25 protein-coding genes are annotated in these 26,159 nt (G+C 55.0%); 13 read left to right on the forward strand and 12 right to left on the reverse strand.

Annotated features, from left to right (window positions below; genetic code table 11):
* The first annotated feature begins 21 nt into the window (after positions 1 to 21).
* A complete protein-coding gene (locus AC6I6N_RS03615; protein WP_094196691.1) occupies positions 22 to 1,146 on the forward strand; it encodes a branched-chain amino acid ABC transporter substrate-binding protein in 1,125 nt (374 codons plus the stop codon).
* Between the two features lie 71 nt (positions 1,147 to 1,217).
* Here AC6I6N_RS03615 and AC6I6N_RS03620 read toward each other — a convergent pair whose 3' ends face one another.
* The 4 genes from AC6I6N_RS03620 to ugpB all read right to left on the reverse strand — a co-directional run bounded on the left by AC6I6N_RS03620 (position 1,218) and on the right by ugpB (position 5,564).
* Positions 1,218 to 2,303: a sn-glycerol-3-phosphate import ATP-binding protein UgpC gene (locus AC6I6N_RS03620; protein WP_094196692.1), complete on the reverse strand. Its 1,086-nt coding sequence runs from the start codon at positions 2,301 to 2,303 to the stop codon at positions 1,218 to 1,220.
* 20 nt (positions 2,304 to 2,323) lie between these two features.
* Complete coding sequence (ugpE, locus tag AC6I6N_RS03625) at positions 2,324 to 3,166, reverse strand: sn-glycerol-3-phosphate ABC transporter permease UgpE (protein WP_094196693.1); 843 nt, start codon at positions 3,164 to 3,166, stop codon at positions 2,324 to 2,326.
* A 21-nt stretch (positions 3,167 to 3,187) separates the two neighbouring features.
* Positions 3,188 to 4,072, reverse strand: a complete 885-nt coding sequence (gene ugpA, locus AC6I6N_RS03630; protein ID WP_108727487.1) for a sn-glycerol-3-phosphate ABC transporter permease UgpA — start codon at positions 4,070 to 4,072, stop codon at positions 3,188 to 3,190.
* 184 nt (positions 4,073 to 4,256) lie between these two features.
* Complete coding sequence (gene ugpB, locus AC6I6N_RS03635; RefSeq protein ID WP_094196695.1) at positions 4,257 to 5,564, reverse strand: sn-glycerol-3-phosphate ABC transporter substrate-binding protein UgpB; 1,308 nt, start codon at positions 5,562 to 5,564, stop codon at positions 4,257 to 4,259.
* 177 nt (positions 5,565 to 5,741) lie between these two features.
* Between ugpB and proC the strand changes: the two genes are divergently transcribed.
* From proC to AC6I6N_RS03665, 6 genes are all read left to right on the forward strand, one after another.
* On the forward strand, positions 5,742 to 6,581 hold the full coding sequence (gene proC / locus AC6I6N_RS03640) for a pyrroline-5-carboxylate reductase (protein WP_230018182.1): 840 nt from the start codon (positions 5,742 to 5,744) through the stop codon (positions 6,579 to 6,581).
* Between the two features lie 329 nt (positions 6,582 to 6,910).
* On the forward strand, positions 6,911 to 8,032 hold the full coding sequence (locus AC6I6N_RS03645; protein ID WP_094196697.1) for a high-affinity branched-chain amino acid ABC transporter substrate-binding protein: 1,122 nt from the start codon (positions 6,911 to 6,913) through the stop codon (positions 8,030 to 8,032).
* A 104-nt stretch (positions 8,033 to 8,136) separates the two neighbouring features.
* The gene (gene livH, locus AC6I6N_RS03650) at positions 8,137 to 9,066 is read left to right on the forward strand and encodes a high-affinity branched-chain amino acid ABC transporter permease LivH (protein WP_094196698.1); all 930 of its coding nucleotides are present in this window, start codon (positions 8,137 to 8,139) and stop codon (positions 9,064 to 9,066) included.
* A complete protein-coding gene (gene livM / locus AC6I6N_RS03655; protein WP_094196699.1) occupies positions 9,066 to 10,289 on the forward strand; it encodes a high-affinity branched-chain amino acid ABC transporter permease LivM in 1,224 nt (407 codons plus the stop codon). The genes livH and livM overlap by 1 nt, the downstream gene beginning before the upstream one ends.
* Complete coding sequence (gene livG / locus AC6I6N_RS03660) at positions 10,286 to 11,050, forward strand: high-affinity branched-chain amino acid ABC transporter ATP-binding protein LivG (protein ID WP_094196700.1); 765 nt, start codon at positions 10,286 to 10,288, stop codon at positions 11,048 to 11,050. The genes livM and livG overlap by 4 nt, the downstream gene beginning before the upstream one ends.
* Positions 11,051 to 11,752 (forward strand): ABC transporter ATP-binding protein, encoded by a 702-nt coding sequence (locus AC6I6N_RS03665; RefSeq protein ID WP_094196701.1) that lies wholly within the window; start codon positions 11,051 to 11,053, stop codon positions 11,750 to 11,752.
* A 160-nt stretch (positions 11,753 to 11,912) separates the two neighbouring features.
* On the opposite strand, the gene AC6I6N_RS03670 is transcribed toward AC6I6N_RS03665, so the two are convergent.
* From AC6I6N_RS03670 to AC6I6N_RS03680, 3 genes are all read right to left on the reverse strand, one after another.
* Complete coding sequence (locus AC6I6N_RS03670; RefSeq protein ID WP_108728709.1) at positions 11,913 to 12,530, reverse strand: hypothetical protein; 618 nt, start codon at positions 12,528 to 12,530, stop codon at positions 11,913 to 11,915.
* A gap of 108 nt (positions 12,531 to 12,638) precedes the next feature.
* Positions 12,639 to 13,253: a glutathione S-transferase family protein gene (locus AC6I6N_RS03675; RefSeq protein WP_094198345.1), complete on the reverse strand. Its 615-nt coding sequence runs from the start codon at positions 13,251 to 13,253 to the stop codon at positions 12,639 to 12,641.
* Positions 13,254 to 13,317: 64 nt separating this feature from the next.
* On the reverse strand, positions 13,318 to 15,225 hold the full coding sequence (locus tag AC6I6N_RS03680) for a S9 family peptidase (protein ID WP_497943231.1): 1,908 nt from the start codon (positions 15,223 to 15,225) through the stop codon (positions 13,318 to 13,320).
* 153 nt (positions 15,226 to 15,378) lie between these two features.
* Between AC6I6N_RS03680 and AC6I6N_RS03685 the strand changes: the two genes are divergently transcribed.
* The 5 genes from AC6I6N_RS03685 (at position 15,379) to AC6I6N_RS03705 (ending at position 20,956) form a co-directional block, all read left to right on the forward strand.
* On the forward strand, positions 15,379 to 16,350 hold the full coding sequence (locus AC6I6N_RS03685; protein ID WP_497943232.1) for a D-2-hydroxyacid dehydrogenase: 972 nt from the start codon (positions 15,379 to 15,381) through the stop codon (positions 16,348 to 16,350).
* 3 nt (positions 16,351 to 16,353) lie between these two features.
* Positions 16,354 to 17,142: an SDR family oxidoreductase gene (locus AC6I6N_RS03690; RefSeq protein ID WP_497943233.1), complete on the forward strand. Its 789-nt coding sequence runs from the start codon at positions 16,354 to 16,356 to the stop codon at positions 17,140 to 17,142.
* A 12-nt stretch (positions 17,143 to 17,154) separates the two neighbouring features.
* On the forward strand, positions 17,155 to 18,198 hold the full coding sequence (locus AC6I6N_RS03695) for a type I glyceraldehyde-3-phosphate dehydrogenase (RefSeq protein WP_108727491.1): 1,044 nt from the start codon (positions 17,155 to 17,157) through the stop codon (positions 18,196 to 18,198).
* A 50-nt stretch (positions 18,199 to 18,248) separates the two neighbouring features.
* Entirely contained in the window at positions 18,249 to 19,646 is a 1,398-nt protein-coding gene (gene fumC / locus AC6I6N_RS03700; RefSeq protein ID WP_125276831.1) for a class II fumarate hydratase, read from the forward strand.
* Positions 19,647 to 19,774: 128 nt separating this feature from the next.
* Positions 19,775 to 20,956, forward strand: a complete 1,182-nt coding sequence (locus AC6I6N_RS03705) for a PQQ-dependent sugar dehydrogenase (protein ID WP_497943234.1) — start codon at positions 19,775 to 19,777, stop codon at positions 20,954 to 20,956.
* A gap of 4 nt (positions 20,957 to 20,960) precedes the next feature.
* Here the strand turns inward: AC6I6N_RS03705 and AC6I6N_RS03710 are convergent, their stop codons facing one another.
* Positions 20,961 to 21,749 carry a class I SAM-dependent methyltransferase gene (locus AC6I6N_RS03710; protein WP_497943235.1) on the reverse strand — a complete coding sequence of 263 codons (789 nt, stop codon included), beginning with the start codon at positions 21,747 to 21,749 and terminating at the stop codon, positions 20,961 to 20,963.
* Between the two features lie 96 nt (positions 21,750 to 21,845).
* The gene (locus AC6I6N_RS03715; protein WP_497943236.1) at positions 21,846 to 22,271 is read right to left on the reverse strand and encodes a universal stress protein; all 426 of its coding nucleotides are present in this window, start codon (positions 22,269 to 22,271) and stop codon (positions 21,846 to 21,848) included.
* A 255-nt stretch (positions 22,272 to 22,526) separates the two neighbouring features.
* On the opposite strand from AC6I6N_RS03715, the gene AC6I6N_RS03720 reads away from it, so the two are divergent.
* The gene (locus tag AC6I6N_RS03720) at positions 22,527 to 22,865 is read left to right on the forward strand and encodes a c-type cytochrome (protein ID WP_108727495.1); all 339 of its coding nucleotides are present in this window, start codon (positions 22,527 to 22,529) and stop codon (positions 22,863 to 22,865) included.
* A gap of 216 nt (positions 22,866 to 23,081) precedes the next feature.
* On the opposite strand, the gene AC6I6N_RS03725 is transcribed toward AC6I6N_RS03720, so the two are convergent.
* The 3 genes from AC6I6N_RS03725 to AC6I6N_RS03735 form a co-directional block, all read right to left on the reverse strand.
* On the reverse strand, positions 23,082 to 24,299 hold the full coding sequence (locus AC6I6N_RS03725) for a cyanate transporter (protein WP_108727496.1): 1,218 nt from the start codon (positions 24,297 to 24,299) through the stop codon (positions 23,082 to 23,084).
* 56 nt (positions 24,300 to 24,355) lie between these two features.
* Positions 24,356 to 25,030, reverse strand: a complete 675-nt coding sequence (locus AC6I6N_RS03730) for an ankyrin repeat domain-containing protein (protein WP_094196708.1) — start codon at positions 25,028 to 25,030, stop codon at positions 24,356 to 24,358.
* 102 nt (positions 25,031 to 25,132) lie between these two features.
* Positions 25,133 to 26,086 carry a LysR family transcriptional regulator gene (locus tag AC6I6N_RS03735; protein WP_094196709.1) on the reverse strand — a complete coding sequence of 318 codons (954 nt, stop codon included), beginning with the start codon at positions 26,084 to 26,086 and terminating at the stop codon, positions 25,133 to 25,135.
* Between the last annotated feature and the right edge of the window lie 73 nt (positions 26,087 to 26,159).

A 26,159-nucleotide genomic window follows, 5' to 3' on the forward strand; every position in this document is an offset into this window, starting at 1 on the left:
ATATTCACGGAGGTGTTTTCTATGAAAATTCGTTTCACTCCTGTTGCAGCGGCCATGAGCCTGGCAACGGGTCTGCTCTTGTCCGGTGCTGCTCACGCTGACAATATCCGTATAGCGCTGGCTGGTCCTTTCACCGGCTCGGTGACTCAATACGGTGACATGGTCAAACAAGGCGTCGATACGGCCATCGAACAGATCAACGCGGCTGGTGGCGTGTTGGGCAAACAGCTCGAACTAGTCACTGTTGACGATGCCTGCGAACCCAAGCAAGGTCCCGTCGCAGCCAACCGCATCGTGAATGACAAGATCCACTATGTTGTCGGTCACGTGTGTTCGGGCGCGACCATCGCGGCCACTGACATCTACAACAACGAAGGCGTGTTAATGGTGACCCCTTCGGCAACAGCACCCGCTGTTACCGACGGCAAAGGTTACGACATGATCCTGCGCACCATTGGTCGTGACGACCAGCAGGGCCCGGCAGCGGCCAAGTTTATTCTGGAACAGATCAAACCGACTAAGGTCGCCGTCCTGCACGACAAACAGTCCTATGGTCAAGGTATTGCCGCTTCGGTTCGCTCCGAACTGCAAAAAGCGGGCACCGAAGTTGCTCTGTTTGAAGGCATTAACGCAGGCGACAGCGATTATTCTGCCGTCATCACCAAGCTGAAATCCACCGGCGTGGACTTCGTCTACTTTGGTGGCTACCACCCGGAAATGGGCCTACTGCTGCGCCAAGCCGCTGAGCAAGGCGTGAAAGTTCACTTCATGGGCCCAGAAGGCGTGGGTAATCCCGACATTAATGCGATTGCTGGCAAAGCTGTTGAAGGCATGCTGCTGACCTTGCCTGCGGACTTCTCGCAAGATCCGGATAACCAGGCTATCGTCCAAGCCTTCAAGGACAAGAAGCGTGACCCTAGCGGCGCGTTCCAACTGTCCGCCTATGCCGCCACTCTCGCGATTGCCGAAGGCATCAAGGGCGCTGGCGCTGATGATCCCATCAAAGTTGCCGACTATCTGCACGCCAATAGTGTGAAAACGCCCATCGGACAAATCAGCTGGAACAAGCAGGGCGACCTGAACGACTTCAAATTTGACGTCTTTAGCTGGCACGCTGACGGTACTAAAACCGTCTACGGCAAGTAATCCCTGATTATTGCTCGTAAAAAAACCGGCCTTCGGGCCGGTTTTTTATTGTGCCTTACCTTGGCGTTTGCTCAGGCCTCAATACGCAAGCCCGTATCGCGATCAAACCAATGTAGAGGGTGGGGCGGCATATAGCCAATCTGAATGGCCTCACCAATTTGAATCGGGTATTTGCGGGTCTGCTCAATCGGGCAGCGCACGATAATGCGATAGTCGCCACAACCCAAGTGCAACAACTGCTCAGAACCCAAGACTTCCACCATTTCCACTTGCGTTGTCACACCGGGCACATGCAGCTTGATGTGCTCGGGGCGTATACCCAAGAACACCTTACGACCACGTACTGCAGCGGGCACCATCTCCGGGCCAAACTGTACGGGCTGACCGTTATCCTGCATGATTGCGCCTTGCTCGTTCACCTGCACGGGCAACAAGTTCATGGGGGGTGAACCGATAAACGTGGCTACAAAAACGGAAGCAGGTTTCTCGAACACCTCGGCTGGAGTGCCAATTTGCTCGGGCATGCCCTGATTCATCACAATCATGCGCTCGGCCAAGGTCATGGCCTCGATCTGATCATGAGTCACATACAAGCTGGTGGTTTTCAGACGACGATGCAGCTTCTGAATTTCCAGCCGCATCTGTACCCGCAGCTTGGCGTCCAGATTGGACAGGGGCTCGTCAAACAAGAACACCTTAGGTTCACGGACAATCGCACGGCCCATGGCAACACGCTGACGCTGGCCACCCGACAGTTGCCCAGGGCGGCGTTCCAACAAGGCGCCCAACTCCAGAATCGCCGCAGCGGCATTGACCCTTTGCTTGATTTCGTCCTTGGAAAACTTACGGATCTTCAAGCCGTAGGCCATATTGTCAAAGACCGACATATGCGGGTAGAGCGCGTAGTTCTGGAACACCATGGCGATGTCGCGTTCTGCCGGTTCCATATCATTGACGACTTTACCGTCGATCAGTACTTGGCCCCCCGTGACAGACTCCAGGCCCGCCACCATACGCATCAAGGTTGATTTACCGCATCCAGAGGGGCCCACAATCACCACGAACTCGCCATCTTTCACGTCCACATCAATACCGTGAATTACGACCGTCCCGTTCGGGTAGGTTTTCTTGACGCCTTCAAATCGTAAGCTAGCCATTCAATAAAGCCTGTAGAGAATTACTTTTCAGAGTCGATGAGACCTTTGACGAACCACTTTTGCATCAGCATCACCACCAAAGCAGGTGGGATCATGGCCAAAAGAGCCGTTGCCATCACCACGTTCCACTCGGTCACGCTGTCACCACCGGAGATCATGCGTCGAATCCCGACCACGATCGGGTACATATCCTCTTTGGTGGTAATAATCAGCGGCCACAAATACTGGTTCCAGCCGTAAATAAACTGAATCACAAATAAAGCGGCAATGCTGGTCTTGGACAAAGGCAGCAGAACATCTTTAAAAAACCGCATGGGGCCAGCACCGTCAATGCGAGCGGCCTCGATCAGTTCATCAGGCACCGTCAGAAAGAACTGACGAAATAGAAAGGTAGCGGTTGCAGAGGCGATCAGGGGCAGGATCAGGCCCCCGTAGCTATCAAGCAAATGCAAGTCCGCCACGACCTCATACGTGGGCATGATGCGCACTTCCACCGGCAGCATCAGGGTGATGAAAATCATCCAGAAACACAGCATGCGAAAAGGGAAGCGGAAATACACCACGGCAAAGGCCGAGAGCATGGAAATAATGATTTTGCCCACCGCAATGCCCAAGGCCATGACCATGCTGACCAGCAACATGCGTCCGACTGGAGGGGAGTTGGTAGCCGTACCCTGCAAGGCAGTAATGTAGTTCTCCACCATGTGCGAGCCAGGCCAGAGCGACATAGGCGCACGCGCGACTTCCGCACTGGTCTGGGTGGAAGCCACAAAGGTGATATACAAGGGCAGGGCAATCACGATCACACCCAGAATCAGGGTCAGATGCGTGAAAAAATCAAGAATAGGGCGTCGTTCAACCATGACTGTGTTCCTTGCTGCGCATCAGCTGTACGTCACTTTGCGATCAATATAGCGGAACTGAATCACTGTCAGCGCCACAACCACGGCCATCAGCACCACAGACTGAGCCGCCGAGGAGCCAATATCCAAACCACGGAAACCCGTGTTGTAAACCCGGTAAACCAGAATCGAGGTCGCCTCGCCTGGGCCGCCCTGGCTGACCACGTCAATAATGGCGAAGGTGTCAAAGAAGGCATAAATAATGTTCACGACCAGCAGGAAGAAGGTCGTAGGGGCCAGCAAAGGAAACACAATGCCCCAGAAGCGGCGCATGGGACCAGCCCCATCCATCGCCGCGGCTTCGATTAGCGAACGCGGGATGGCTTGCAAGCCGGCCAGAAAAAACAGGAAGTTGTAGGAGATCTGCTTCCAGACCGACGCAATCACCACCAGCAACATGGCGTCATTGCCATTTAAACGCGGATTCCACTCAATACCATGCTCCAGCAGGAACACGGCCACGATCCCCACTGATGGAGAAAACAGGAACAACCACAATACCCCGGCCACCGCGGTTGCCACCGCATAAGGCCAGATCAGCAGGCTGCGATACAGCAGTGCTCCTCGTATTACCCGATTTGCCATTACGGCCAAAATCAGTGCCACCACCAAGCCCAGCACCGACACGGCAAGCGAAAATACGGCCGTTGTCTTGAACGAGGCCCTATATTCCGCGCTACTGAACAGCTCGGCAAAATTGTCCAGGCCCACAAACTGCGAAGACAGGCCAAAAGGATCTTCCAAATGAAAAGCCTGCCACAGCGCTTGACCGGCAGGCAGAAAAAAGAAGATCAGGGTAATGGCTAGCTGCGGGGCCAGCAGCAAATAGGGCAGTGTCTTATGACGAAAGACGACTCGTTTTTCCATAGGTTTGCGCGCAGTGGGAAGGGAGCGCCACCATCAGGGTGGACAGACTTCAAGTGAAACGAAAAGCGTATGAGCGGCTTGGACTGCATCACGACACGATGCTGGCTTGGCGCCAGAACAGCAAGTCATCAGCAACTGCGCTCATACGCTCGATTGTAAACCACCCGCGCAAGGCGGGTCGGGCTTACTTCACGCTCTTTTCAAAGCGCTCCAGCAGTTCATTACCACGGCTTTGCATGGCTTTCAAACCCTCTTCAGGCGTGACCTTACCCGCAAAAATCTGCTCCATGACACCGTCTTCGATATCACGAATCTGGGGCAGGTAACCCAGACGGATACCACGCGAGTTCTCGGTGGTGCTGGCATCGAGCTGTTTGACGGCAACGTCTGCACCCACGTTCTTGGCATAGAAATCGGAGTCCTTGGTCATTTCAAAGCCGGCTTTGGTCACAGGCACATAGCCGGTGTCCTGGTGCCAGGCCGCAGCTTGTTCCGGGCTGGAGATGAAGTGGAAGAATTCGGTCACGCCTTTGTAGACATCATCCGATTTTTTGGCAAAGACCCACAGGGAGGCACCACCAATGATGGAGTTCTGGGGCGCGCCCTGGACATCGCTGTAGTAGGGCAGGCTGCTGGTGCCAAACTCAAATTCGCCGGTTTTGATAATGTTGGCGCGGTTACCACTGGAACCGGTAAACATGCCGCATTTGCCACTGGTAAACAGGGCATTAGCGGTATCGCCGCGACCACCGTAGGAGAACGTGCCGTCCTTGGACATGTCCGCCAGAAAGCTAATGTGCTTGAGAAACAGCGGGTTATCCAGTTGCAGACGGGCACCGGGGCCACCAAAGCCGTTATTCTCGCTGGCAAAGGGAATGTTGTGCCAAGCGGCAAAGTTCTCCAGCAATATCCACGAGGGCCAAGAGGAGGTGTAGCCACACTCTTGGCCAGATTCACGCAGTTTCTTGGCTGCTGCGTGCAATTCTTGCCAGGTCTTGGGTGGTTTCTCAGCATCCAGGCCGGCTTTCTTGAAGGCATCCTTGTTGTAGTACAGCACCGGCGTGGAGCTGTTAAAGGGCATGGAAATCAGCTTGCCTTCATTAGACGAGTAGTAACCGGCAACGGCACCCAGGAACTCCGCTGGATTAATAGGCTTGCCTACTTTTTCCGACATTTCCTGCACCGGCTCAATGGCGCCCTTGGCCGCCATCATGGTGGCAGTACCCACCTCGAATACCTGCAAAATATCGGGGGCATTACCAGCACGGAAAGCGGCGACGCCAGCGTTCATGGACTCGCCATAGTTGCCTTTATACGAAGCTTTAACCTGGTAGTCCGACTGAGATGCGTTAAAGTCTTTGACTAATGCATTAACCCGTTCGCCCAAGGCCCCTTCCATTGAGTGCCAGAACTGAATTTCCGTGGCCGCTTGCGCAGTGCCGATAGAAGCAATCAGACCGGCTAGAGACAGAGCAAATAGTTTTGTTCGCATCAGGCTTTCTCCTGTATAAAAGGTGCCGCTAATGGTGTAGCAGGTTTAAAACTCAAGCTTATTACTTGTTTATGACGCTCTCATGAATGTAGCCATGGGAACGTTATATAAGCAATGACTAATTACCCTCGACTGCTGAAAAACGCGTCAAAGGACAGATTTCTAATGGGAGCGATGATGAATCCACACGATACCTCTTTTAAGCTGGCGTTTATTGGCGCGGGCAATATGGCCAGTGCCTTGGCCGCTGGTTTAATCGGGAAACGCTGCGGCGGCTCGGACGTTCTGGCCATTGATATTTACCCCCCAGCACTGGAGTCGTGGGCTCAGCAGGGTGTACAGACCACCCATGAACCCGGCCCGGCCTTGTCCAAGCAACGTATCTGGGTGTTTGCCGTCAAGCCTCAGGTCATGAAGGAAACCGTGCTGGCCTGCAAACCCTATCTGCAAGAGGACACTCTGGTTATCAGCGTCGCCGCTGGCATCCCGGCAACCGCTCTGGCCGACTGGCTGGGCGAACCCGGTAAGCCATACCAGCGCGTGATCCGCTGCATGCCCAATACCCCAGCCTTTATTGGTTGTGGCATTACCGGCCTGATGGCTCTGGAACAAGTCGATGAAAGCGATAAAGCCATTGCACAACAACTGTTGAAATCCGTCGGGGAAGTCGTCTGGGTTGAAAACGATGCCGCCATTGATGCTGTCACCGCAGTATCGGGCAGTGGTCCAGCTTACGTGTTTTTGTTCATCGAAGCCTTGATTAAAGCCGGGATTGAACAAGGTTTGTCCCCTGAACAGGCTCGTCAGTTGTCCCTGGCCACCTTGCACGGCGCAACCCAACTGGCCACTCTGTCGCCGGAGGAGCCTTCAGTCTTGCGCGAACGGGTTACTTCCAAAGGGGGGACAACGGCAGCGGCCTTGACGGTCTTTAATGAGGGCGGTTTTACGCCACTGGTGCAAAAAGCCGTCAATGCCGCCAAAGTGCGGGCCGGTGAATTGGCTGCAGAGTTTTCCTGACACTCGGATAACTCCCTAGCACGTTGCCAGGAATTGATATAGCGCAATAAAAAAGCAGTCAAAGAGTAGAGGGGCTCCGAAAGGATCTCCTCTTTTCTTTTTTATAGAGAAGGCGTTTAGTAAGCAGGCGGATTTTAGCCTACCCATTAACAGTGCCTCCTTATTGCAAAAATAAATAAGTAGGGCGCTAGGGCTTATACGAAGTGACAAGTTTTAGGCGGCTCCCCCAAAATGGGTTCCCCTGGTGCAGAACAATGTGAATGCAAGCACCAGAACAAGCACTTTCTAAAAGTAATGCCGGTAGACCCCGGCCTCGGGAGACAGTTGCTATGACCTTTACTCGACGCTTCACCCCCGCTCTGACCGCTTTGGCCACCGTAATGGCCATGGGCACAAGCTACGCGGCGGACACCATCAAAATTGGTATTCCTCAGCCCATGACCGGCCCGTCCACCCAATACGGTGACCAGATCCAGGCCGGTGCCTTGACCGCGATTGACGCGATTAATGCCGCTGGGGGTGTCAAAGGCAAACAGCTGGAAGCCGTTCTGATTGATGACGCATGCGAACCCAAGCAGGCTGTGCCGGCGGCCAACCGCGTGCTCAACTCTGGCGCAAAATTCGCTGTTGCTCACGCCTGCTCGGGTACAACGGTGCCTGCGGTCAATATTTACGAACAAGAAGGCATTGTCGCGATTACTCCCGGAGCCACCTCGCCCTTGGTGACCGACACCATCAAGCCTCATTATTTTTTCCGCACCATTGGGCGTGACGACCAACAAGGCCCCTTTGCAGCCGACTATATTGCTGACGTTCTCAAGCCCAAGAGCATTGCCGTCCTGCACGACAAGCAGACTTACGGCTCAGGTGTTGCCACTCAAGTGCGTGACGCGCTCAAGAAAAAGAACATGAATATTGTCATGTACGAGGGTATTAACGTTGGCGACAGCGATTACTCGGCCGTAATCACCAAACTGAAGGGTGTGAACCCCGATCTGATTTATTTCGGCGGTTACCACGCCGAGCTGGGCCTGCTGTTGCGTCAAGCTCGCGAACAAGGCATGACCAACACCTTCATGGGCCCGGAAGGCGTTGCCAACCGCGATCTGGTCGCCATTGCCGGCCCGGCCGTGGAAGGTTTGCTGGTGACCTTGCCAACCGACTTCACCAAGATGCCGGCCAACAAGGATGTGATGGAGAACTTCAGCAAATACAAGCGCAATCCTAACGGGGCCTTTACCTTCCCCGCTTACGCGGCCGTGCAAATTATTGCCGACACCATCAACGCGGTTGGTGAAGATTCCGCCAAGGGAGCCGACTACATGCACGCAAATGCGTTCGATACTGCCATTGGCAAGGTAGAATACGACGCCAAGGGTGATTTGAAGCATTTCGAATTTGCCGTTTTCAAGTGGGATAAAGAAGGTAACTTTGATCTGGTTGAGAAATAAGACTGGATGATGTGCCCCCGCTCTCTACGAAGAACGGGGGCATTGCTTTTAGATGCCCACAAAGCCTCAAAACAAAACGACGGACTCAACGGAAAAAAACAAGCATGTCTGATTTACTCCCTCAGATCGTGCAGCAGCTGTTCAATGGTTTATCCTTGGGCGCTATTTATGCACTGATCGCCATCGGCTACACAATGGTCTATGGCATTATCGGAATGATTAACTTTGCCCACGGCGAGATCTACATGATCGGCGCTTATGTCGGGCTGGTTACCCTGACTGCGATTGGCGTAGGCTCGGGTCTGCCCATCTGGCTGATCATTCTTATCATGTTGCTGGTTGCCATGCTGGTAACTGCCGTTTACGGCTACGCAATTGAAAAAGTTGCCTATGCGCCATTGCGTGGCAGCCCTCGGCTGGTCCCGCTGATTTCAGCCATTGGTATGTCCATTTTCTTGCAGAACTGGGTTGCCCTGGGTCAAGGCGCACGTGATATGGCTGTACCCGCCTTGCTGACGGGTTCTTTCCAGTTCAGTCTGGGCTCGGACGGCTTTACGGTTACCGCGCCTTACTCGCGCGTCATGATTATTGTCGTCACCGTAGTGCTGATGATCATGCTGAGCCTCTACATCAAATACTCGCGTCTGGGTCGTGCCTCGCGTGCTTGTTCACAAGACTTGCGCATGGCCAATCTGCTGGGGATCGACACCAATAAAATCATCTCCTTCACCTTTATCATCGGTGCCATGCTGGCTGCCGTGGGCGGCGTGCTGATTGCCACCGCCATTGGCAAACTGAACCCCTTTATCGGCTTTATTGCCGGCATCAAAGCCTTTACAGCCGCCGTGCTGGGCGGGATTGGCAGCATCCCCGGCGCCATGCTGGGCGGAGTCTTGCTAGGTTTGGCAGAAACCTTTGCCGCTGCCTTTATTTCGTCGCAGTACAAGGACATCGTGGCCTTTTTACTGTTGGTCTTTATCCTGCTGTTCCGCCCAACGGGCCTGCTGGGTAAACCCGAGGTGGAGAAAGTCTAATGATGAACCGCTTTAGCAATGCATTTATCGCCGCTGTCCTGGCAGGCATTATTGTGGCTCCCGTCTTTGGCCTGCAAATTATACGCACCGGGATGACCACCCACCTGGAAAGCGATTGGCAGATCATCCTTATCGGCATGGCACTGGTCTTTGTCGTCCAGTTGATCCGCCCTAACGTCAATCGCACCAAGGTGCGTGAAAGCCGCTGGACCTTGCCCAAACTGAGCATGCAGCACAAGAAGATCCTGCTGTACATCGTGATCGCTTGTGCCGTGGTCTGGCCCTTTTTTGGTGGTCGTGCCCAAGTGGACATTGCCACCCTGGTGCTGATCTACATCATGCTGGGCCTGGGGCTGAACATTGTGGTCGGCTTTGCCGGTCTGCTGGACCTGGGCTTTGTGGGTTTTTATGCCGTAGGTGCCTATACCTACGCCTTGCTCTATCACTACGCAGGCTGGGGCTTCTGGGAAGCGCTGCCGCTGGCGGGTGGTATGGCGGCCCTGTTTGGCTTCCTGCTGGGTTTCCCCGTACTGCGCTTGCGCGGCGACTACCTGGCCATTGTTACCCTGGGCTTTGGTGAAATCATTCGCCTCTTGCTCATCAATATGTATAACCTGACCGGTGGCCCAGACGGCATCTCCGGTATTCCCAAGCCAACCGTATTCGGTTTCCCCATGGCGCGCCGTGCGCCAGAAGGGCAGACCACGTTCCACGATCTGATGGGCTGGACCTTCAGCAATCAGGACGTCGTGGTGTATCTGTATTTGATGGCCCTGGCTCTGGCCCTGATTACCTTGTTAGTCTCCAGCCGTGTGGTGCGCATGCCTATTGGCCGTGCCTGGGAAGCCTTGCGCGAGGACGAGATTGCTTGTCGATCGCTGGGTCTGAACCCCACCACCATCAAACTGTCCGCCTTTACCATGGGCGCCATGTTTGCCGGTTTTGGCGGTGCTTTCTTTGCTGCCCGTCAGGGGCTGGTCAACCCAGAGTCCTTCACTTTTATTGAATCAGCCTTAATCCTGGCCATCGTCGTGCTGGGTGGTATGGGTTCACAAATTGGCGTCATTCTGGCTGCCATTGTGCTGACAGTGGTTCCTGAACTGGCCCGAGAGTTCGCGGAGTATCGGATGTTGATTTTTGGTTTGGTCATGGTTGCCATGATGGTTTGGCGTCCACAGGGCTTGTTACCTGTACAACGCCCTCATGTGGAGTTGCGTACATGAGCCCATTACTCCAAGTATCAAACCTGTCGATGCGTTTTGGTGGCTTGCTGGCAGTCGATTCCGTCAGCTTCGATGTAAAGAAAGACGAAGTCTTTGCCATTATTGGCCCTAACGGCGCTGGGAAAACCACCGTATTTAACTGTGTCGGTGGTTTTTACAAACCCACCTCCGGCTCGGTCACCCTGGAAGACCAGCCCATCCACGGCTTGTCCAGCCATAAAGTGGCACAAAAAGGCTTGGTGCGTACCTTCCAGAACGTACGCCTGTTCAAGAAACTGACCGTACTGGAAAACCTGCTGGTTGCCCAGCACAGTCAGCTCAAGGCCGGCTTTCTGTCTGGCCTGTTAAACCTGTCACGCTACAAACTGGCAGAAAAACAGGCCAAAGAACGAGCCGTGACATGGCTGGACTTTATGGGTCTGACCGATCTGGCCAACCGTGAAGCGGGCAACCTGGCCTACGGCCACCAGCGCCGCCTGGAAATTGCACGTTGCATGATTACCAAGCCTCGCTTGCTGATGTTGGACGAGCCTGCAGCGGGCCTGAACCCCCAAGAGAAACGCGATCTACAGGCCCTGATCGACCAGCTGCGCCGGGAGTTTGGCGTGGCCGTCTTGCTGATCGAGCACGATATGAGCCTGGTTATGGGCGTGTCAGACCGGATCCTGGTCATGGAGTATGGCAAACCCATTGCCACCGGCCTACCTGAAGAAGTGCGCAATGATCCGCGCGTCATCAAAGCCTATCTGGGGGAAGAATAAGTGCTGAAGCTGGATTCCGTATCTACCCATTACGGCGCTATTCAGGCGCTGGATCAAGTTAGCGTGGACGTGAATCAGGGCGAAATCGTCACCCTGATTGGCGCGAACGGCGCTGGCAAAACCACCTTGCTCATGACCGTATGTGGCTCACCCCGAGCCAGCTCGGGCAGCATCAGCTTCATGGGCGAGGACATTACCCAAGCCGATACGCACCGCATCATGCGCAAAGGCATCGCTATCTCTCCCGAAGGTCGCCGCGTCTTTCCAGACTTGACCGTATCGGAAAATCTGAAGATGGGCGGCTTCTTTCTGAGCCGCAGCGAGATCGAAGAAGGGGAGGAGCACGTCTACAAACTGTTTCCCCGCCTGAAAGAGCGCGCAGCCCAACGTGCCGGAACCATGTCAGGTGGTGAGCAGCAAATGCTGGCCATCGGGCGTGCGCTCATGAGCAAGCCTTCCTTGCTGCTACTGGACGAACCTACGCTAGGCCTGGCCCCACTGATCATCGCCCAGATTTTCGACATCATCCGCATGATTCGGGAAGAAGGTGTGACGGTGTTCCTGGTGGAACAAAACGCCAATAAGGCTCTGCAAGTTGCAGACCGTGGTTATGTGCTGGAAACCGGGAAAGTGGTGATGCAGGATACCGGGGCCAATTTGTTGGCCAATCCGGATATTCGGAAGGCGTATTTGGGGGCTTGACGTATTTGCACCCCAGAAAAAAGCTGAACACCAAAAAAACCAGAGATGGCGTATCTGCCAATCTCTGGTTTTTTTTATTTACCCCTGCTCAGTCTCAAATAAGTATCCGTTTCAACAAAAAGTGGCGCAAGACAAAAAGAGGCTGGGCCACCGTTCACTTCTACTCGTTTTCCAAACAGAGTGTGAGCTGCTGCCCGTTGGGGCCAAAGGCGCAATCAGGAAGAGGGGTACGTAAATTGAAATGCAGCGGCAGCACCAAGTAAAGCACGACCAACAATAACGCAACGACTGTTTTAACCTTGCTTGGTCGGGATGCTATCGGGTAAGGTCCGGCCTGTCGATATTTCACAATGCCGATCGCCGCGAGGCCCGCCCCTACCAGCATGGATACATAGAGCTCGCCAAGCCCAGGTGACAACATCTGCTCATGTCGTTCATACGCCTGCCAATATTGAATCCGCCACAGCGCACTGATACCCACTTGCAGTAGCCCCGCTAATACCCAGGTAATATGCCATCCAGAGAGCCGGAACAACGCTAGAGCGCATAGGCCTGATACGCCAAAAACCCAGTAGCTAAGATTGAATAGGGCGCCAAACATACCGCCCAATAGCGTTCCGCTGACATCCGTGGGTTTTAATACATGAAAATTAATGAAGGCAAACAAGGCCAAGACGGCCAATGCGGCAAGCCAGCTTGCCGCATAATAGCCGAGGTTTCTGGGAGCAGGCCCATCGTGTCTTTGCCGATAAAAACTGAACAGTCTGTTTTTACTCACTATCAACCTGTCCCAGAGCATGATGCTGTGTGGCTCGCCAGATAAGTGTGTGATTCGTCTCGTGCTATCTGAAGGATCAATCACTCACTATTCGCTTTGCACACAAGCTTAATCCTTCAATAGACCTTCACCACGCAAGGCCGCTTTCACGCCCTCGTTCTGCTCCATACGAGCAAAGAACGCGTTCAGGTTCTTCATGCCCGACAGGTCCAGCTTCATCAGGCCAGCCCAGCGCAGCACCACGTACAGGTAAGCATCGGCCACAGACAAGGAGCCCGACAGGGTTTCTTTGCCTTCCAGGTGCTTGTCAATCACGCCCAGTTGTTTGGTCAGCAAAGCAGCGGTCTTGGCTTTGATTTCGGCCTGGGTCGCTTCCTGATCAGCGTAGCGATGCACACCGAACACCACGCCCACGTTACGGTGGATTTCAGCGTTCAGGAAAGCCAGCCAGCGGCGCGCTTCAAAGCGCTGTTCGATCGTGCTGCCAATCAAATTGGCTTGCGGGTTCTTTTCGTTCAAGTATTCCAGAATAGCGATACTTTGCGTCAAGACCAGATCACCGTCCACCAGAACCGGCACAGCGCCGCTCGGGTTCAGTTTCAGGAAGGCTTCTTGTTGCAGTTCGTCGCGGCTAACGCGCTGGGATTCAAATGGCTTGCCTAGCCACTCCAATGCAATGCGGATTACCAAAGGACAAGCACCGGTCATGTAATACAGTTTCATACGTTCCCCTTCCAAAATTGCGATAAACAAAATGGTGCGAGCTTGTCGCGCCACTCCAAAACAATCAAGGCTGCAAATGTCGCGCTAGAAAGCGTTCCATGCGCTCGTAAAACTCGAACTTGTTCTCGTCGTTGTGAAAGCCGTGGCCTTCGTTGTCCTTGACCATATACTCCACGTCTACACCACGTGCTTTTAAAGCCTCGACCATTTGATCGCTTTCCGCCTTGTTCACCCGAGGATCATGTGCGCCCTGAGCAATAAATAGCGGAGTACGGATTTTGTCGGCGTGCAGAACCGGAGAGTTGGCTTCCAGCAGCTCTTTATCCTTCTCCGGATCGCCCACCATGGCGTGCATTTTCACCAGCAGCGGTTTCCAATACGGCGGTATGGTGTTCATGAAAGTCAGCAAGTTGGACACGCCTACATAGTCCACTGCAGCCGCGTACAAGTCCGGGGTTTTGACGATACCGGCCAAGGTCGCATAACCACCGTAGCTGGCACCGTAAATGGCGATACGCTTGGGATCAGCAATCTTTTGATCAATCAGCCACTGCACGCCATCGGTAATATCGTCCTGCATGCTCAGGCCCCATTGCTTGAAGCCCGCTTCCCAGAACTTGCGACCATAACCGGTCGAACTACGGAAGTTGATTTGCAAGACGGCGTAGCCACGGTTGGCCAGGAACTGCACCTCGGGGTTAAAGCCCCAATAGTCGCGCGCCCAAGGGCCACCGTGCGGGTTGATTACCACTGGCAAATTACGGCTGGGTACACCCAGCGGCAGACTCAGGTAGCCGTGGATTTTCATGCCATCGCGTGCCGTAAATTCGATGGGATGCATGGTCGCCATATCGCTTTCAGGCAGCGCACTATTGATGACAGCCAGCTTATGTAGGCTGTCGCTATCCACGTCATAGAGGTAGCGTGAGCCTGGATTGCGGTCGCTGTAGCTGGCCACAATCATTTTCTTTTCATCGCGAGTGATGGACTGAATGCTGATCTCGTAGCCGGGCAGTTGGCGCGCAATTGCCGCGTGGACTTTCTCGCTGTGCTCGTCAAAGAAATGCTGACCCGGTTTGTCGGTGTAGTAATCCACCGAAGTCAACACCTGACGAAGACGGGAATAACCGGCCCCCATCAAATCGTAATCAGGCAATTCGTAAATTTTCTCTTCCTCGTGCGGCTTGGCAGGATCAATCAGGACTAAGGCCGAAGTGTCACGGCCACGATTGCTCAACGCGTAAAAACGCTGGTTATCTGCGTGAAAGAAGAGGGGGCTGACTTCGGTACGGAAGTCCGTTTGCAAAATGCTGCGGAAGGGCTCGGATTCGCTGTCACGGTAACGCAGTTCGGAATCTACGCCCGAGATCGAGATCGCCAAACGCACACGACCTTGATGGTCCGTGCTCCAGCCCAGTACATCGCCTGGGTTCTCAGCGGCCAGGGTGCTTTCGCCGGTCAGGACATTCACCTTGTAGACATCAAACACTTCCGGGTTGCGGCCATTGTGTGACACCAGGATATGCTCCGGGTCGTCGGGCAAGTCATCCTGTACACCGGCGCGCACACCTTCCAGCGGTGTCAGATCAGTGACTTTGCCCGTGATCACGTTCACGGCCAGTACGTGATAGTTCTCGTCGCCATTGACGTCCTTGGCGTAAATAACGGTCTGGTCGCCTTTCCAGAAGTATTCGGCAATATCGCGCTGATGTTCAGCGGTGACTCGACGAGGCTCACCGACCGGTTCACTGCCTTTCAACTCTTGCACAAAGATATTTTGACGGGCGGGATTGCCATCAATTTTGACGGGCTCCATAAAGCCGATCATGCGCCCCTGGTCCGAAATCCGGAAACCGCTACGCTTGGGATTCTGAAAGAAGTCCCGTATGTCGTACAGTGGGGGAGTGGTGCTAGCGACGTTATCCGGTATCAGGGCGTGGGCGCCCAACGAAAGCAAGAGGGACAAGAGCATAAGCAATAACCTATAAAACAGGGTTATGAGGATCAGACCAAGGACAAGCCTGCGTCAATCCCATTACTATATCGGATGATGGTACCCGGCAAAGCTAAGAGCCCTCTGAAAATAGGGCCAGAATAGCGGGGACAACCCAGGACAAGGACAGGCATGACTTCTTTGACTCGTATCGTTTTTCTGGATAGAGAGACACTGTCAGACAGCGTACAGCTGCCACAGGTTCCCTTTAAGCATGAACTGCAAGTGTACGGACGTACGGCTCCCGATCAAGTGGCCGAACGTATTGCTGATGCCGACATTGTCATCAGCAATAAAGTGGCGCTGCGGCGCGAGCATTTGCAGGCCGCGCCCAACTTGAAAATGATCGCGCTGGCCGCTACCGGTAGCGACAATATCGACCTGGATGCCGCCCGCGAACACCAGATTGTCGTCAGCAATATCCGCGACTATGCCGTACGTAGTGTTCCGGAGCACGTTTTTGCGCTGGTCTTTGCCTTGCGTCGCAATATCTGCGCTTACCGCCAGTCTGTCAAAGAAGGCCGCTGGCAAGAAGCCCAACAGTTCTGTTATTTCGACTATCCCATACGCGATCTGGCCGGCTCCACCTTGGGGCTGATCGGTTCGGGCTCCTTGGGGCAAGCCGTTGCCACCATGGGCCGCGCCTTGGGCATGAAAGTCATCTTTGCCCAGCGCCGTGGTCAGACCATCGTCAGTCATGCTGATGACCGCCTGCCTTTCGAGCAAGTTCTGGAGCAGGCGGACATCCTCTCCTTGCATTGCCCGCTGACAGCAGAAACGCAGAACATGCTGGGCATGGCCGAATTCGAGCGTATGGCCCCGCGCCGCCCCTTGCTGATCAATACCGCCCGTGGCGGGCTGATTGACAATCAGGCGCTGGAGCACGCCTTGCGGCAAGGCTGGCTGGGTGGCGCCGGCATTGATGTTTGCACGCCCGAACCGCCACCCGCTGACCATATCCTGATGCGCTTGTTAGACTTGCCCAATTACATTTTGACGCCGCACATAGGCTGGGCCAGTCAGGAAGCCATGCAAGCCCTGGCAAACCAGCTGATCGAAAACATTGTGGCTTTCCATCGTGGCCAAGCGCGCCATACGCTGTAGATAATGACTGATTTACACTCCTATCAAGCCAATTTTTCCCTGGCTGGCCGCTGCGCTCTGGTCACCGGCTCGTCCGCTGGTCTGGGCCTGGAAATCGCCCGTGCCTACGCCGCCCATGGCGCTCATGTGATTCTGCATGGTCGTAACGCCAGCAAACTCCTGCCGCTTGCCGAGGAACTGAAAGCCGCTGGCGCCCATGTCGATACCTGGGAGTACGATCTGGCCGATCTGGACTCCTTGCCGGGTTCCTACCAAGCCCTATGCCAGCACGTCGGCACGCCCGATATTCTGGTGAACAATGTCGGCGTGCGACTGCGCAGCCGCTTGCAGGACGCCAATTGGGACGATATTGAGCATTTGCTGAATGTGGACCTGCTGGCGACGCTGAAATTGTCCAAATACGCGGCCCAGGCCATGCTGCACGCCCAAACCCAGCAAGGTCGTATTGTGACCTTGACCTCCATTGCAGGCCCGCTGGCCCGTCCGGGTGACGCTATTTACCCCGTCGCAAAGCAGGGACTGGCCGGGATGGTGCGTGCGCTGGCAGTAGAATTTGGCGGGCAGGGCATTACCAGCAACGGCATTGCCCCTGGCACGTTTGCCACAGAAAGCAACGCGGCGCTGGCCCAGGATCCGGTCAAAGGCCCTCTGGTGGTTGGCCGCAATCCCTTGGGACGCTGGGCCAATCCGGATGAAATCCGCGCTGCTGCTGTGTTTCTGGCCTCCCCGGCTGCTTCCTATGTCAATGGCCATATCGTGGTTGTAGACGGCGGATTCTCCATTACTTTCTGATTTTTCCTGATCATGCCGCTACCTCGTCCCATCCGCATCGCGATCAATGGCTATGGCCGCATAGGCCGTTGCTTGCTACGCGCCATTTACGAATCCCCACAACGTCAGGCGTTTGATGTGGTGGTTATCAACGAGCCCGCCACGATAGCCACCATGGCTTACCTGACGCGCTTTGATTCGACTCATGGCGTATTCCCGGCCCAGGTAGAGCACAACGAACACGAACTGATTGTGGGTGGCAAAGCCATACGGGTTCTGCATGAAACCGACCCCAAAGCCATAGACTGGGCGGCGCTGAATCTGGACATGCTGATCGAGTGCAGTGGCGCCTTTGGCAGCCGCGCCGAGCTGCAACAGTTCCTGGACGCCGGTTGCCCTCGTGTGCTGGTATCAAACCCTGGCAATAGCGCCCAGGATGTGGATTTCACCACCGTGCTGGGCATTAACCATGAGCAGTTGCAAGGCGACGAGCGGATTGTCTCCAATGCGTCCTGCACCACCAATGCCATCATCCCAGTTCTGGCTGAACTGGATAAAACCTTTGGCATACGCCACGCCTTTTTAAGCACGCTGCACTCGGTGATGAACGATCAGCCCATGATCGATGGCTACCACAGCAGCGATCTGGCCCGTACCCGTTCCGCCTTGCAATCCATGATTCCCGTCTCTACCGGATTGGCGAGCGGCGTAGAACGTCTTTTGCCGCAGCTAAAAGGCAAGGTTCAGGCCAAGTCCATACGTGTGCCCATCTTGAACGTGTCGGCCATTGATCTGATGGTCAATCTGGAGCGTGACACCAGCCGGGACGAAATTAACCAGCTATTTCAGAAAGCGGCACAGCAATGGCCTGGTATTCTTGACTACTCCGATCAGGCCCATGCCTCGATCGACTTCAATCACAATCCACACTCTGCCGTGGTGGACGGATCACAAACCCGAACCAATGGGGACGGGCTGGTCAATATGCTGGTCTGGTTTGATAACGAATGGGGGTTTTCCAACCGCATGCTCGATATTGCCTGTGTGTGGGCTGCGCGCTTTTTGCGCCAGCCGTGAACACCCCATTTCCAAACTGAACTGTCTTCCGAATTCTTACAGGAGCCATGATGAGTACGACACGTATTGAACAGGATTCCATGGGAACCATTGAGGTTCCCGCGGACCACTATTGGGGCGCACAGACACAGCGCTCGATTCTGAACTTCCCGATTGGTCGCGACCGCTTCCAGTGGGGCCGCAGCATGATCGAGTCGCTGGGCATCCTGAAAAAATCCACGGCCCTGGCCAACCAGGAACTGGGCGAATTGCCCGACGAGCTAGCCCAGTTGATTGTCAAAGCGGCTGATGAAGTGATTGCAGGCCAGTGGGACACCGAATTCCCGCTGGTAGTGTTCCAGACCGGCTCTGGCACGCAAAGCAATATGAACGTGAACGAGGTGATCTCCAACCGCGCCATTGAGCTGGCCGGTGGCGAGAAGGGCAGCAAAAAACCCGTCCACCCGAATGACCACGTAAACCGCGGCCAGTCGTCTAACGACACGTTCCCCACCGCCATGTACATCGCTGTAGGTCTGGAATGCCAGCGCCGCCTGCGCAAAGATGTGGGCCAGTTGCGCGACACCCTGGCTGCCAAAGCCAAGCAATTCAACAATATTGTGAAAACTGGCCGTACCCACTTGCAAGATGCCACGCCCATCACGCTGGGTCAGGAAATTGGTGCCTGGGTTGCGCAGATTGATTTCGGCCTGCAAACCGTGGACAAGGCACTGGACGGCATTTACCAACTGGCGATTGGCGGCACTGCCGTGGGTACAGGTCTGAATGCCCATCCGCAGTTTGGCGAGCGCACAGCGGCCCATATTGCCAAGATCACAGGTCTGCCATTCCAGGCTGCCGAAAACAAGTTCTTCGCACTGTCGGCCCACGATGCGCTGGTGAACCTGTCCGCCTCCCTGCGTACCCTGGCCGGTGCCTTGATGAAAATGGCTAACGACGTGCGCTGGCTGGCCAGCGGCCCTCGCTGCGGGATTGGCGAACTGCAAATCCCCGAGAACGAGCCCGGTTCCTCCATCATGCCCGGCAAGGTCAACCCGACTCAGTGCGAAGCTCTGACCATGGTAGCCGTGCAGGTCTACGGTAACGACGCTGCTGTCGGCTTTGCCGGCAGCCAAGGCAACTTCCAGCTGAACGTCTACAAACCGGTGATGGTGCATAACGTCCTGGAGAGCATTGCCTTGATCAGCGATGCGTGCCTAGCCTTTGATGAGCATTGCGCCCAGGGTCTGGAACCTGTCATGGAGAAAATCCAGCACAATCTGGATCAGAACCTGATGCTGGTTACCGCCTTGAACCGCCACATCGGTTACGACAAGGCCGCCTACATTGCCAAGACCGCCCATAAAGAGGGCCTGACCTTACGTGAATCCGCCCTGAAATCGGGCTACCTGACTAACGAACAGTACGATCAGTGGATTGTGCCGTTGGATATGACTCACCCGGGCTAAACCTCAGCCTCGGTTATGCTTGACCGTGTTCGCTCCATCAAGGGAGCGAACACCTAAGAAGACGGCCCTGTGTCTCTATGAAAGAGTAGGGGAGTGTTTCACCCCACCTAGCTGCCTTTCACTGCCCTATGCGTATAAAGAAAATTCTCGGCTTGTCCTCGGCGTTTGCTGCCACCGTGCTGGGCATGGCTGCCGCCATTGCGCCGACGCCGGCCCGGGCACAATCTGAACCTGTTCCTGTTATCAGCGGGCCGGCTGTCTCGGTTGAAATCCTGGCCAGCGGACTGGAACACCCTTGGGCCATGGCTTTTTTGCCCAATAACGCCGGAATTCTCCTTACCGAACGCCCAGGTCGCCTGCGCATTTGGACCAAAGAAAACGGCTTGTCTGAACCTATTACCGGTGTGCCCAAAGTCCACGCGCACTCTCAGGGCGGTTTACTGGATGTGGCTCTGGCCCCGGATTTTTTCCGCAGCCGCCGGATTTATCTGGCTTATGCAGAGCGGCGCGACAAGCAACACTCGGCCACCACCATAGGCTATGGCGTGCTGTCTTCGGACCTGAAACGTATCGATGCCTTCCGTCCGGTTTTCCGCCAGGAGCCCGCCTTGTCCACCGGGCAGCACTATGGCGTGCGCATGGCCTTTGATCCGGGTGGACGAGACCTGTACATCGCCTTGGGCGAGAACAACCAGCCCGCGACCGCCCAGCAACTGGATCATCTGCAAGGCAAAGTCGTGCGTATCCGTCCGGATGGCATGGTCCCACGCGACAACCCCTTTCGCAGTCTGCGCGGTGCCAGGGCGGAGATCTGGAGCTACGGCCACCGTAACCCGCAGGGCATGGCCTGGAACCCCTGGACAAATGAACTCTGGGTCGCTGAACATGGTCCGCAAGGCGGCGATGAGCTGAACCGCATTCAATCGGGCGCCAATTATGGCTGGCCTTTGCGTACCAAGGGTCAAGGCTATGATGGCAAACCCATTCCCAACGCCAGTGCCACACTGATTGAGGGCCTGATCGAACCCTTCCACTACTGGTCAGTGTCGCCTGCTATCAGCGGTATGGCTTTCTATAACGACGAGCGCGTCCCGGACTGGCAGCACAGCCTGTTTGTAGGGGCCCTGAAAGAGCAAGCCTTGATTCGTCTGCAATTTGACGAAGAGGACGGCCATATCGTCGGAGAAGAGCGCTTGTTGCAAGACCTGAAGCAGCGTATCCGGGATGTACGCGTCGGGTCGGATGGCGATGTCTATGTGCTGACCGACGAAAACGACGGCCAGCTCCTGCGCATCCAAGCCAAGCCCTGATCCCTTAAGCCGGTTTGCGACTGCGTGTCGCCATAAAGCTGGGCAAGTATTTCTCGATCTCAAAGCGCGGGGCGGGGTGCATTTCTTCGATGTAATCGACCAGATGCAAACCTGCCTGCAACTGCCCACCAATCTGCTGCGCCAGGGAATGCCCAAAAATCAAGGGCTCCATGCGAGCCTGCTTGGCTTGTAGTGCGTCGGCATCCAGGCTGCTTAAGTCCGAATAAGGGACCGTGAACTTGGGACGGATCAAGCCCTGCTGGGCATAACTGGGATCCCGGTCGGCAATAAACACAGCCGGATTGAAGAAGCTGGACAGCAAATGTCCGCCTGGACGCAAAACGCGGGCGCATTCTTTCCACACCACGCTGATATCAGGCACATACTGGTTAGACACCGGGTGTAAGATCAGATCAAAACTCTCGGGCGCAAAGCGCGATAAGTCGCACATATCGCCTTGTTCGATCTGCAAGGACAAGCCGTCACGCTCGGCCACCATACGGTCTTTGTCCAGTTGCCCGGCAGACAGATCAAACACCGTTACCTTAGCCCCGGCTGCGGCCAAAATAGGGGCTTGCTGCCCACCGGCACTGGCCAGGCATAAAACGGATTTACCTTGAATATCACCCAGCCAATCCGCAGGAACAGGCGAGGGCAGCAAATGCACTTGCCATTGCCCACGACGGGCCTGTTCAACCTGTTCGCTGCTGACAGGCAAGGACCAGGGGCTTTCGGTTTGCGCCTGCTTGTCCCAGGCACGGGCAGTGTGATCGAGTAAGTCGGAGTCTGGCATAAGGGGTGCGTTTGTAGTTGTGATGGCGGTATTGAAACACAGTCATAAAAAAGGCCGTCTCAAGGACGGCCTGCCGAGACTGAACAATCAGCTCAATTACTTAATCAAGGTGACGGGCACATTCACCAGGCTCAGCACCTTGGTTGTAACCGAACCCAGCACCAGGCCGGGTAGGGCGCTCAGACCGCGAGTCCCCATCACAACGTGATCGATTTGGTTATTTTCTACATATTCTTTGATAGTTTGAGCGGCGTTGCCGGCAATAATGCTCTCTTTGACTTTCAAGGGCGATCCAGCCAACACGGAGCGCGCAGGCAAAAGCGCATTGCTGCCTTCATCCTGGTAGTACGCCTGCAACACGTCTTCCGAGAAAAAGCGTTTAACGTTGCCCGACACGATCGGTGTAGGAACAGCCAGTACGTGCAAAGTGGCTTCTGGTTTGCCCGTTAGGATGTCAACCGCTGCTTTCAAAGCGCGCGTGGAAGCATCTGAGCCATCGACAGGAACGAGAACATTAAGCATGAAGACCTCTTGTAGTGTATGAACTGTTTAAGTATGAAGCACTAACTTCTACTAGGACATTACAGAATAAGCGCAGCGACTCGCTTGATCAGCATCAAGACCCACCGCAATTTATGAAAGCTTGTTCTATCATAACCGTATGATCACGATGTGCATGCCACATAGCCCCACTTATGTGCGGAAAAATACAAGTGCGACGCACCTTTCTCGCCCACCGTTCTGGCCCACCAGCCTTTTAATTAGGAGATACCCCTCATGCGTGTAAAGCAGCTACTGGTCTGTACAGCCTTGTTCAGTGCCGGTTTCAGTGCTCAGGCAGCCCAAGCCAGTTTTGAATCGGTCCAGGATGTGTTGACCAGAAACGCTTGCCTGTCCTGCCACACGGTGGACAGGAAAGTGGTCGGTCCTGCCTATAAAGACATTGCTGCCATGCGCAAGAGCGATCCGGCCAATGCTGAGGTGATTGCCCAGCATATTCGTCAAGGTAGCAAGGGGGTTTATGGTCCTTTACCCATGCCTGCAAATCCGGCCATTTCCGATGCGGACATCCAGGTAGTCGTGGACTGGATCATGGCGGGCGCACCAAAAGAATAAGCAGGGTGTTGACACACAGGGAAACGGTCATCCAAGGATGGCCGTTTTTATTGGCTGCGCAGGATTGCGATTTTCCACGCCATCTTACGATCATCATTTAGATAAGAAAAGACAAACGCAGCATCTGCGGTCAACGGCTAGACCACAAAATTCCAAGGCGATAAAAAAGCCTGGGTACATCAATAGCCAGGCTTTTTTCTACATGATCAGACTGACTTAAAGACTGTCGTCCCGATTCATCTTTTTGGCGTATTGCGCAGGCTGAAAGCTCCAGGCCATGATGGCCACCAATGCCGCCATTGCCGCATGCAACAGCCAGCCTGCCTGAAAGCCATTACTCATTTCACGCAACTGCACGCTGATCATGGGAAAGAGGGCCGCAATCGGAAAGCCACCGCCTTGCATCAAGGCACTCAACGTCCCGGCACGAGCCGCATCCGGAAAGTGGTCCAGAGCCACCAACAGCAGCAAAGAAAAACAACCGCCCAGACCGATGCCGATAATAATCGCCCATAAATATGGGGCCATATCGGGCACAAAAGTAAAGGCCAGAAAGCCAACACATTGGCAAGCCAGGGCCAGCCATACCCACATACGGCGGTCTTTGTTCTTGGCCGCCAAGGTGGGCAAACCAAACGCCGCAATCGCTTGCGCCACCGACAAAACCGCCACCAGGCTACCGCTGGATTGCGCTGACCAGCCTCGATCTTGGTAGAACGTCGCTAGCCAAGTCACCAAGGAGGCATAACCCCCGTTGATCAGGCCAAAACACACCATTAAGGTCCAGGTGCGGGGACGAGCCAGCAAAGACAAGGAGGGCGGCGACAAATTCGCGCCCGGCTCCTGGCGTGGCACCACTTTCCACGCAATCCACAAGGCCACACTAATGGGCAAGGCCCAGAATGCCAGGGCGATACGCCAACTATCCGTCAAGGCACTCAGCAAAGGCGTAATCTGCGCGCCCAAAGCACCACCCCCCATCAGGGTGGCCGAGTAAATTCCGGTTACCTGAGCAATATGATGCGGAAACTGCTCTTTGATCAAACCGGGCATCCCAGCCTGCAACAAAGACACCCCAAAACCGCAGATCAGGGCTGTGGCAATCAGGCTGGCTCCATTGGGCACAAACCAGCGCAACACGCAGCCCAGACACAGCAAAAGCAAAGCAGTCATCAGCACGTGACGCAGCGCCAGGACACGCCGCAAAGAGGGCATGCAAAAGGCCCCCAGCCCCATCACCATCATAGGCAGCAAGGTCAACCAGGCCAGGCTGCTCAAAGGCATGTCCAAGCCTTCGGCCACCTGCCTGGCCAAAGTACCGCTGGATGTCAGAAAAGGGCGCAGGTTCAGCCCGACCAAAATGACGAAAGCCAGCCACAAGCCTGGGCTGGCCAATGCGCCCGACCGTGCGGGCGCAGTCTGAGTAAAAGACATAAAATCGTTATTGTTGTTGATGAGAAGAAAAAAATAGAGGGACGAACAGACCAGGCTTAGGGATTCGCCCCGGCCTGCTCCAGAATCTCGGCCATCTCGGTTTGGCTACGTTGGCGCGCCAAACTTAACGGTCGCACACCCTGACGATCCGGCAAGTTCACATCCGCCCCGGCCTTGATCAGCAAGCGCAGCACTTCCTGATGATCTGGCCCCCCATCGGACAGCACGATGGCCTCATGCAGGGCAGTCCAACCCAGATAATTCACGTGATTAGGGTCTACGCCCGCTGCCAGCAGCAAGCGTACGATATCGACATAGCCATGTTCAGCGGCTGGGATCAAAGCGGTGCCACCATAACGGTTCACGCTACGCAGATCAGCCCCATTTTTCAGAGTCATGCGTAGAATTTCCAAACGGCCTTGTGCACCGGCAACCAGATAAGGGCTGTCGTGAATGGAGTCAGTCTGGTTCACATCCGCGCCCGCGCGTATCAACTGCTCAGCAATATCCACATGGTTCAACCAGGTCGCACGTAGCAAAGGGCTTTGCCCTTGATCGTCGCTGACACTGACACTGGCGCGTGCTCGTTTTTCTGACAGAATTTCGCGCACCTTGGCACTATCGCCTTGTTCGACTGCTTCCAGCAAAACGGTTTGCGAGTACACGTTGCCACTTCCTAAGGCCAGGCCCATCACCAGTCCTGCCAACAAGCCTTGAATTGTTGCGCTCATGTACGTTCCCCCTTCATGGCTTTGGCCAAAGGGGCCAAACGTCTATAAATAGCATAGTTAGGTTTTGATCAATAGCGCGTCACGGCCATAGCACTTATATTTTTAGGGATAAGCCTGACCGGCCGCTGCGACATCCAGCTCCGGTTGCGACATCAATCGGTCCAGTTCACTGCGTAAATAGTTCAAAAACACACGAGTTTTTTGTGGCATCAGGCGGGATGGCAATAGCGCCAGAATGGGGAAAGGCGCAAACTCCCAATCAGGCAAAACACGCTCCAGTTGCGCACAATCCGGATCCAGACGGCGCTCCAGCAAGGATGCGGCGGTAATTCCCAAATCATGCACAGCCAGCTTGCGCATCATGATGGCGTTATTCACAGTGATAGCCCCTTCCACAACAGCGTCATAACGCTCTTGATTCGGGCCGCGCAGGGACCAGATACGATCCGCACGAGCAGGGCGGGCGCAGATACACGTGTGTCCTTCCAACTCCGAAGGGTGTTTGGGCCGCCCTTTGCGATCCAGATAATTGCGGGTTGCATACAGCCCCAATCGAATCTGTCCCAACATGGTGGCGACCGCGCTGGAGTCGGGCTGGGCACCCACGCGAATGACGCAATCGTAATTGTCCGACTGCAAATCAATAGGCCGAATCGTCAAATCAAACTCCAGCTCGATATCGGGGTACTGCTGATTGAAGCCTCGGATAATGGACGGCATCAGCACAATGCTGAAGCTAGCCGGCATGGAAACGCGCAAGCGGCCTTTGGGGGTTTGGGCCACATCCAGCAACTGCTCGTGGGCCAGCCGGGCCTGTTCAACTACGGCCAGGCAACGCTCGAAATACACTTGCCCGGCATCGGTCACATCCACATTGCGGGTGCTGCGTTTTAGCAAAGCCACCCCCACTTCTTTTTCCAGTTCACGGATACGGCGTGACACCGTGGAGACGGGCATTCCCAAGGCCTGGGCAGCGCGACTAAAGTGGCGAGCGCGGGCCACTTCCACGAAGATCGCGATGTCGTTGAGCAAAGGGCCGGCGATAATGGTACTCATTTGGATTGTTCCATGAATGGAAATACATTTGCAATATTAAGGGTTTTTACTAGGTTTAGAAAGGCTCATACTC

This window comes from Alcaligenes sp. LTN-3 (genome assembly GCF_059735605.1).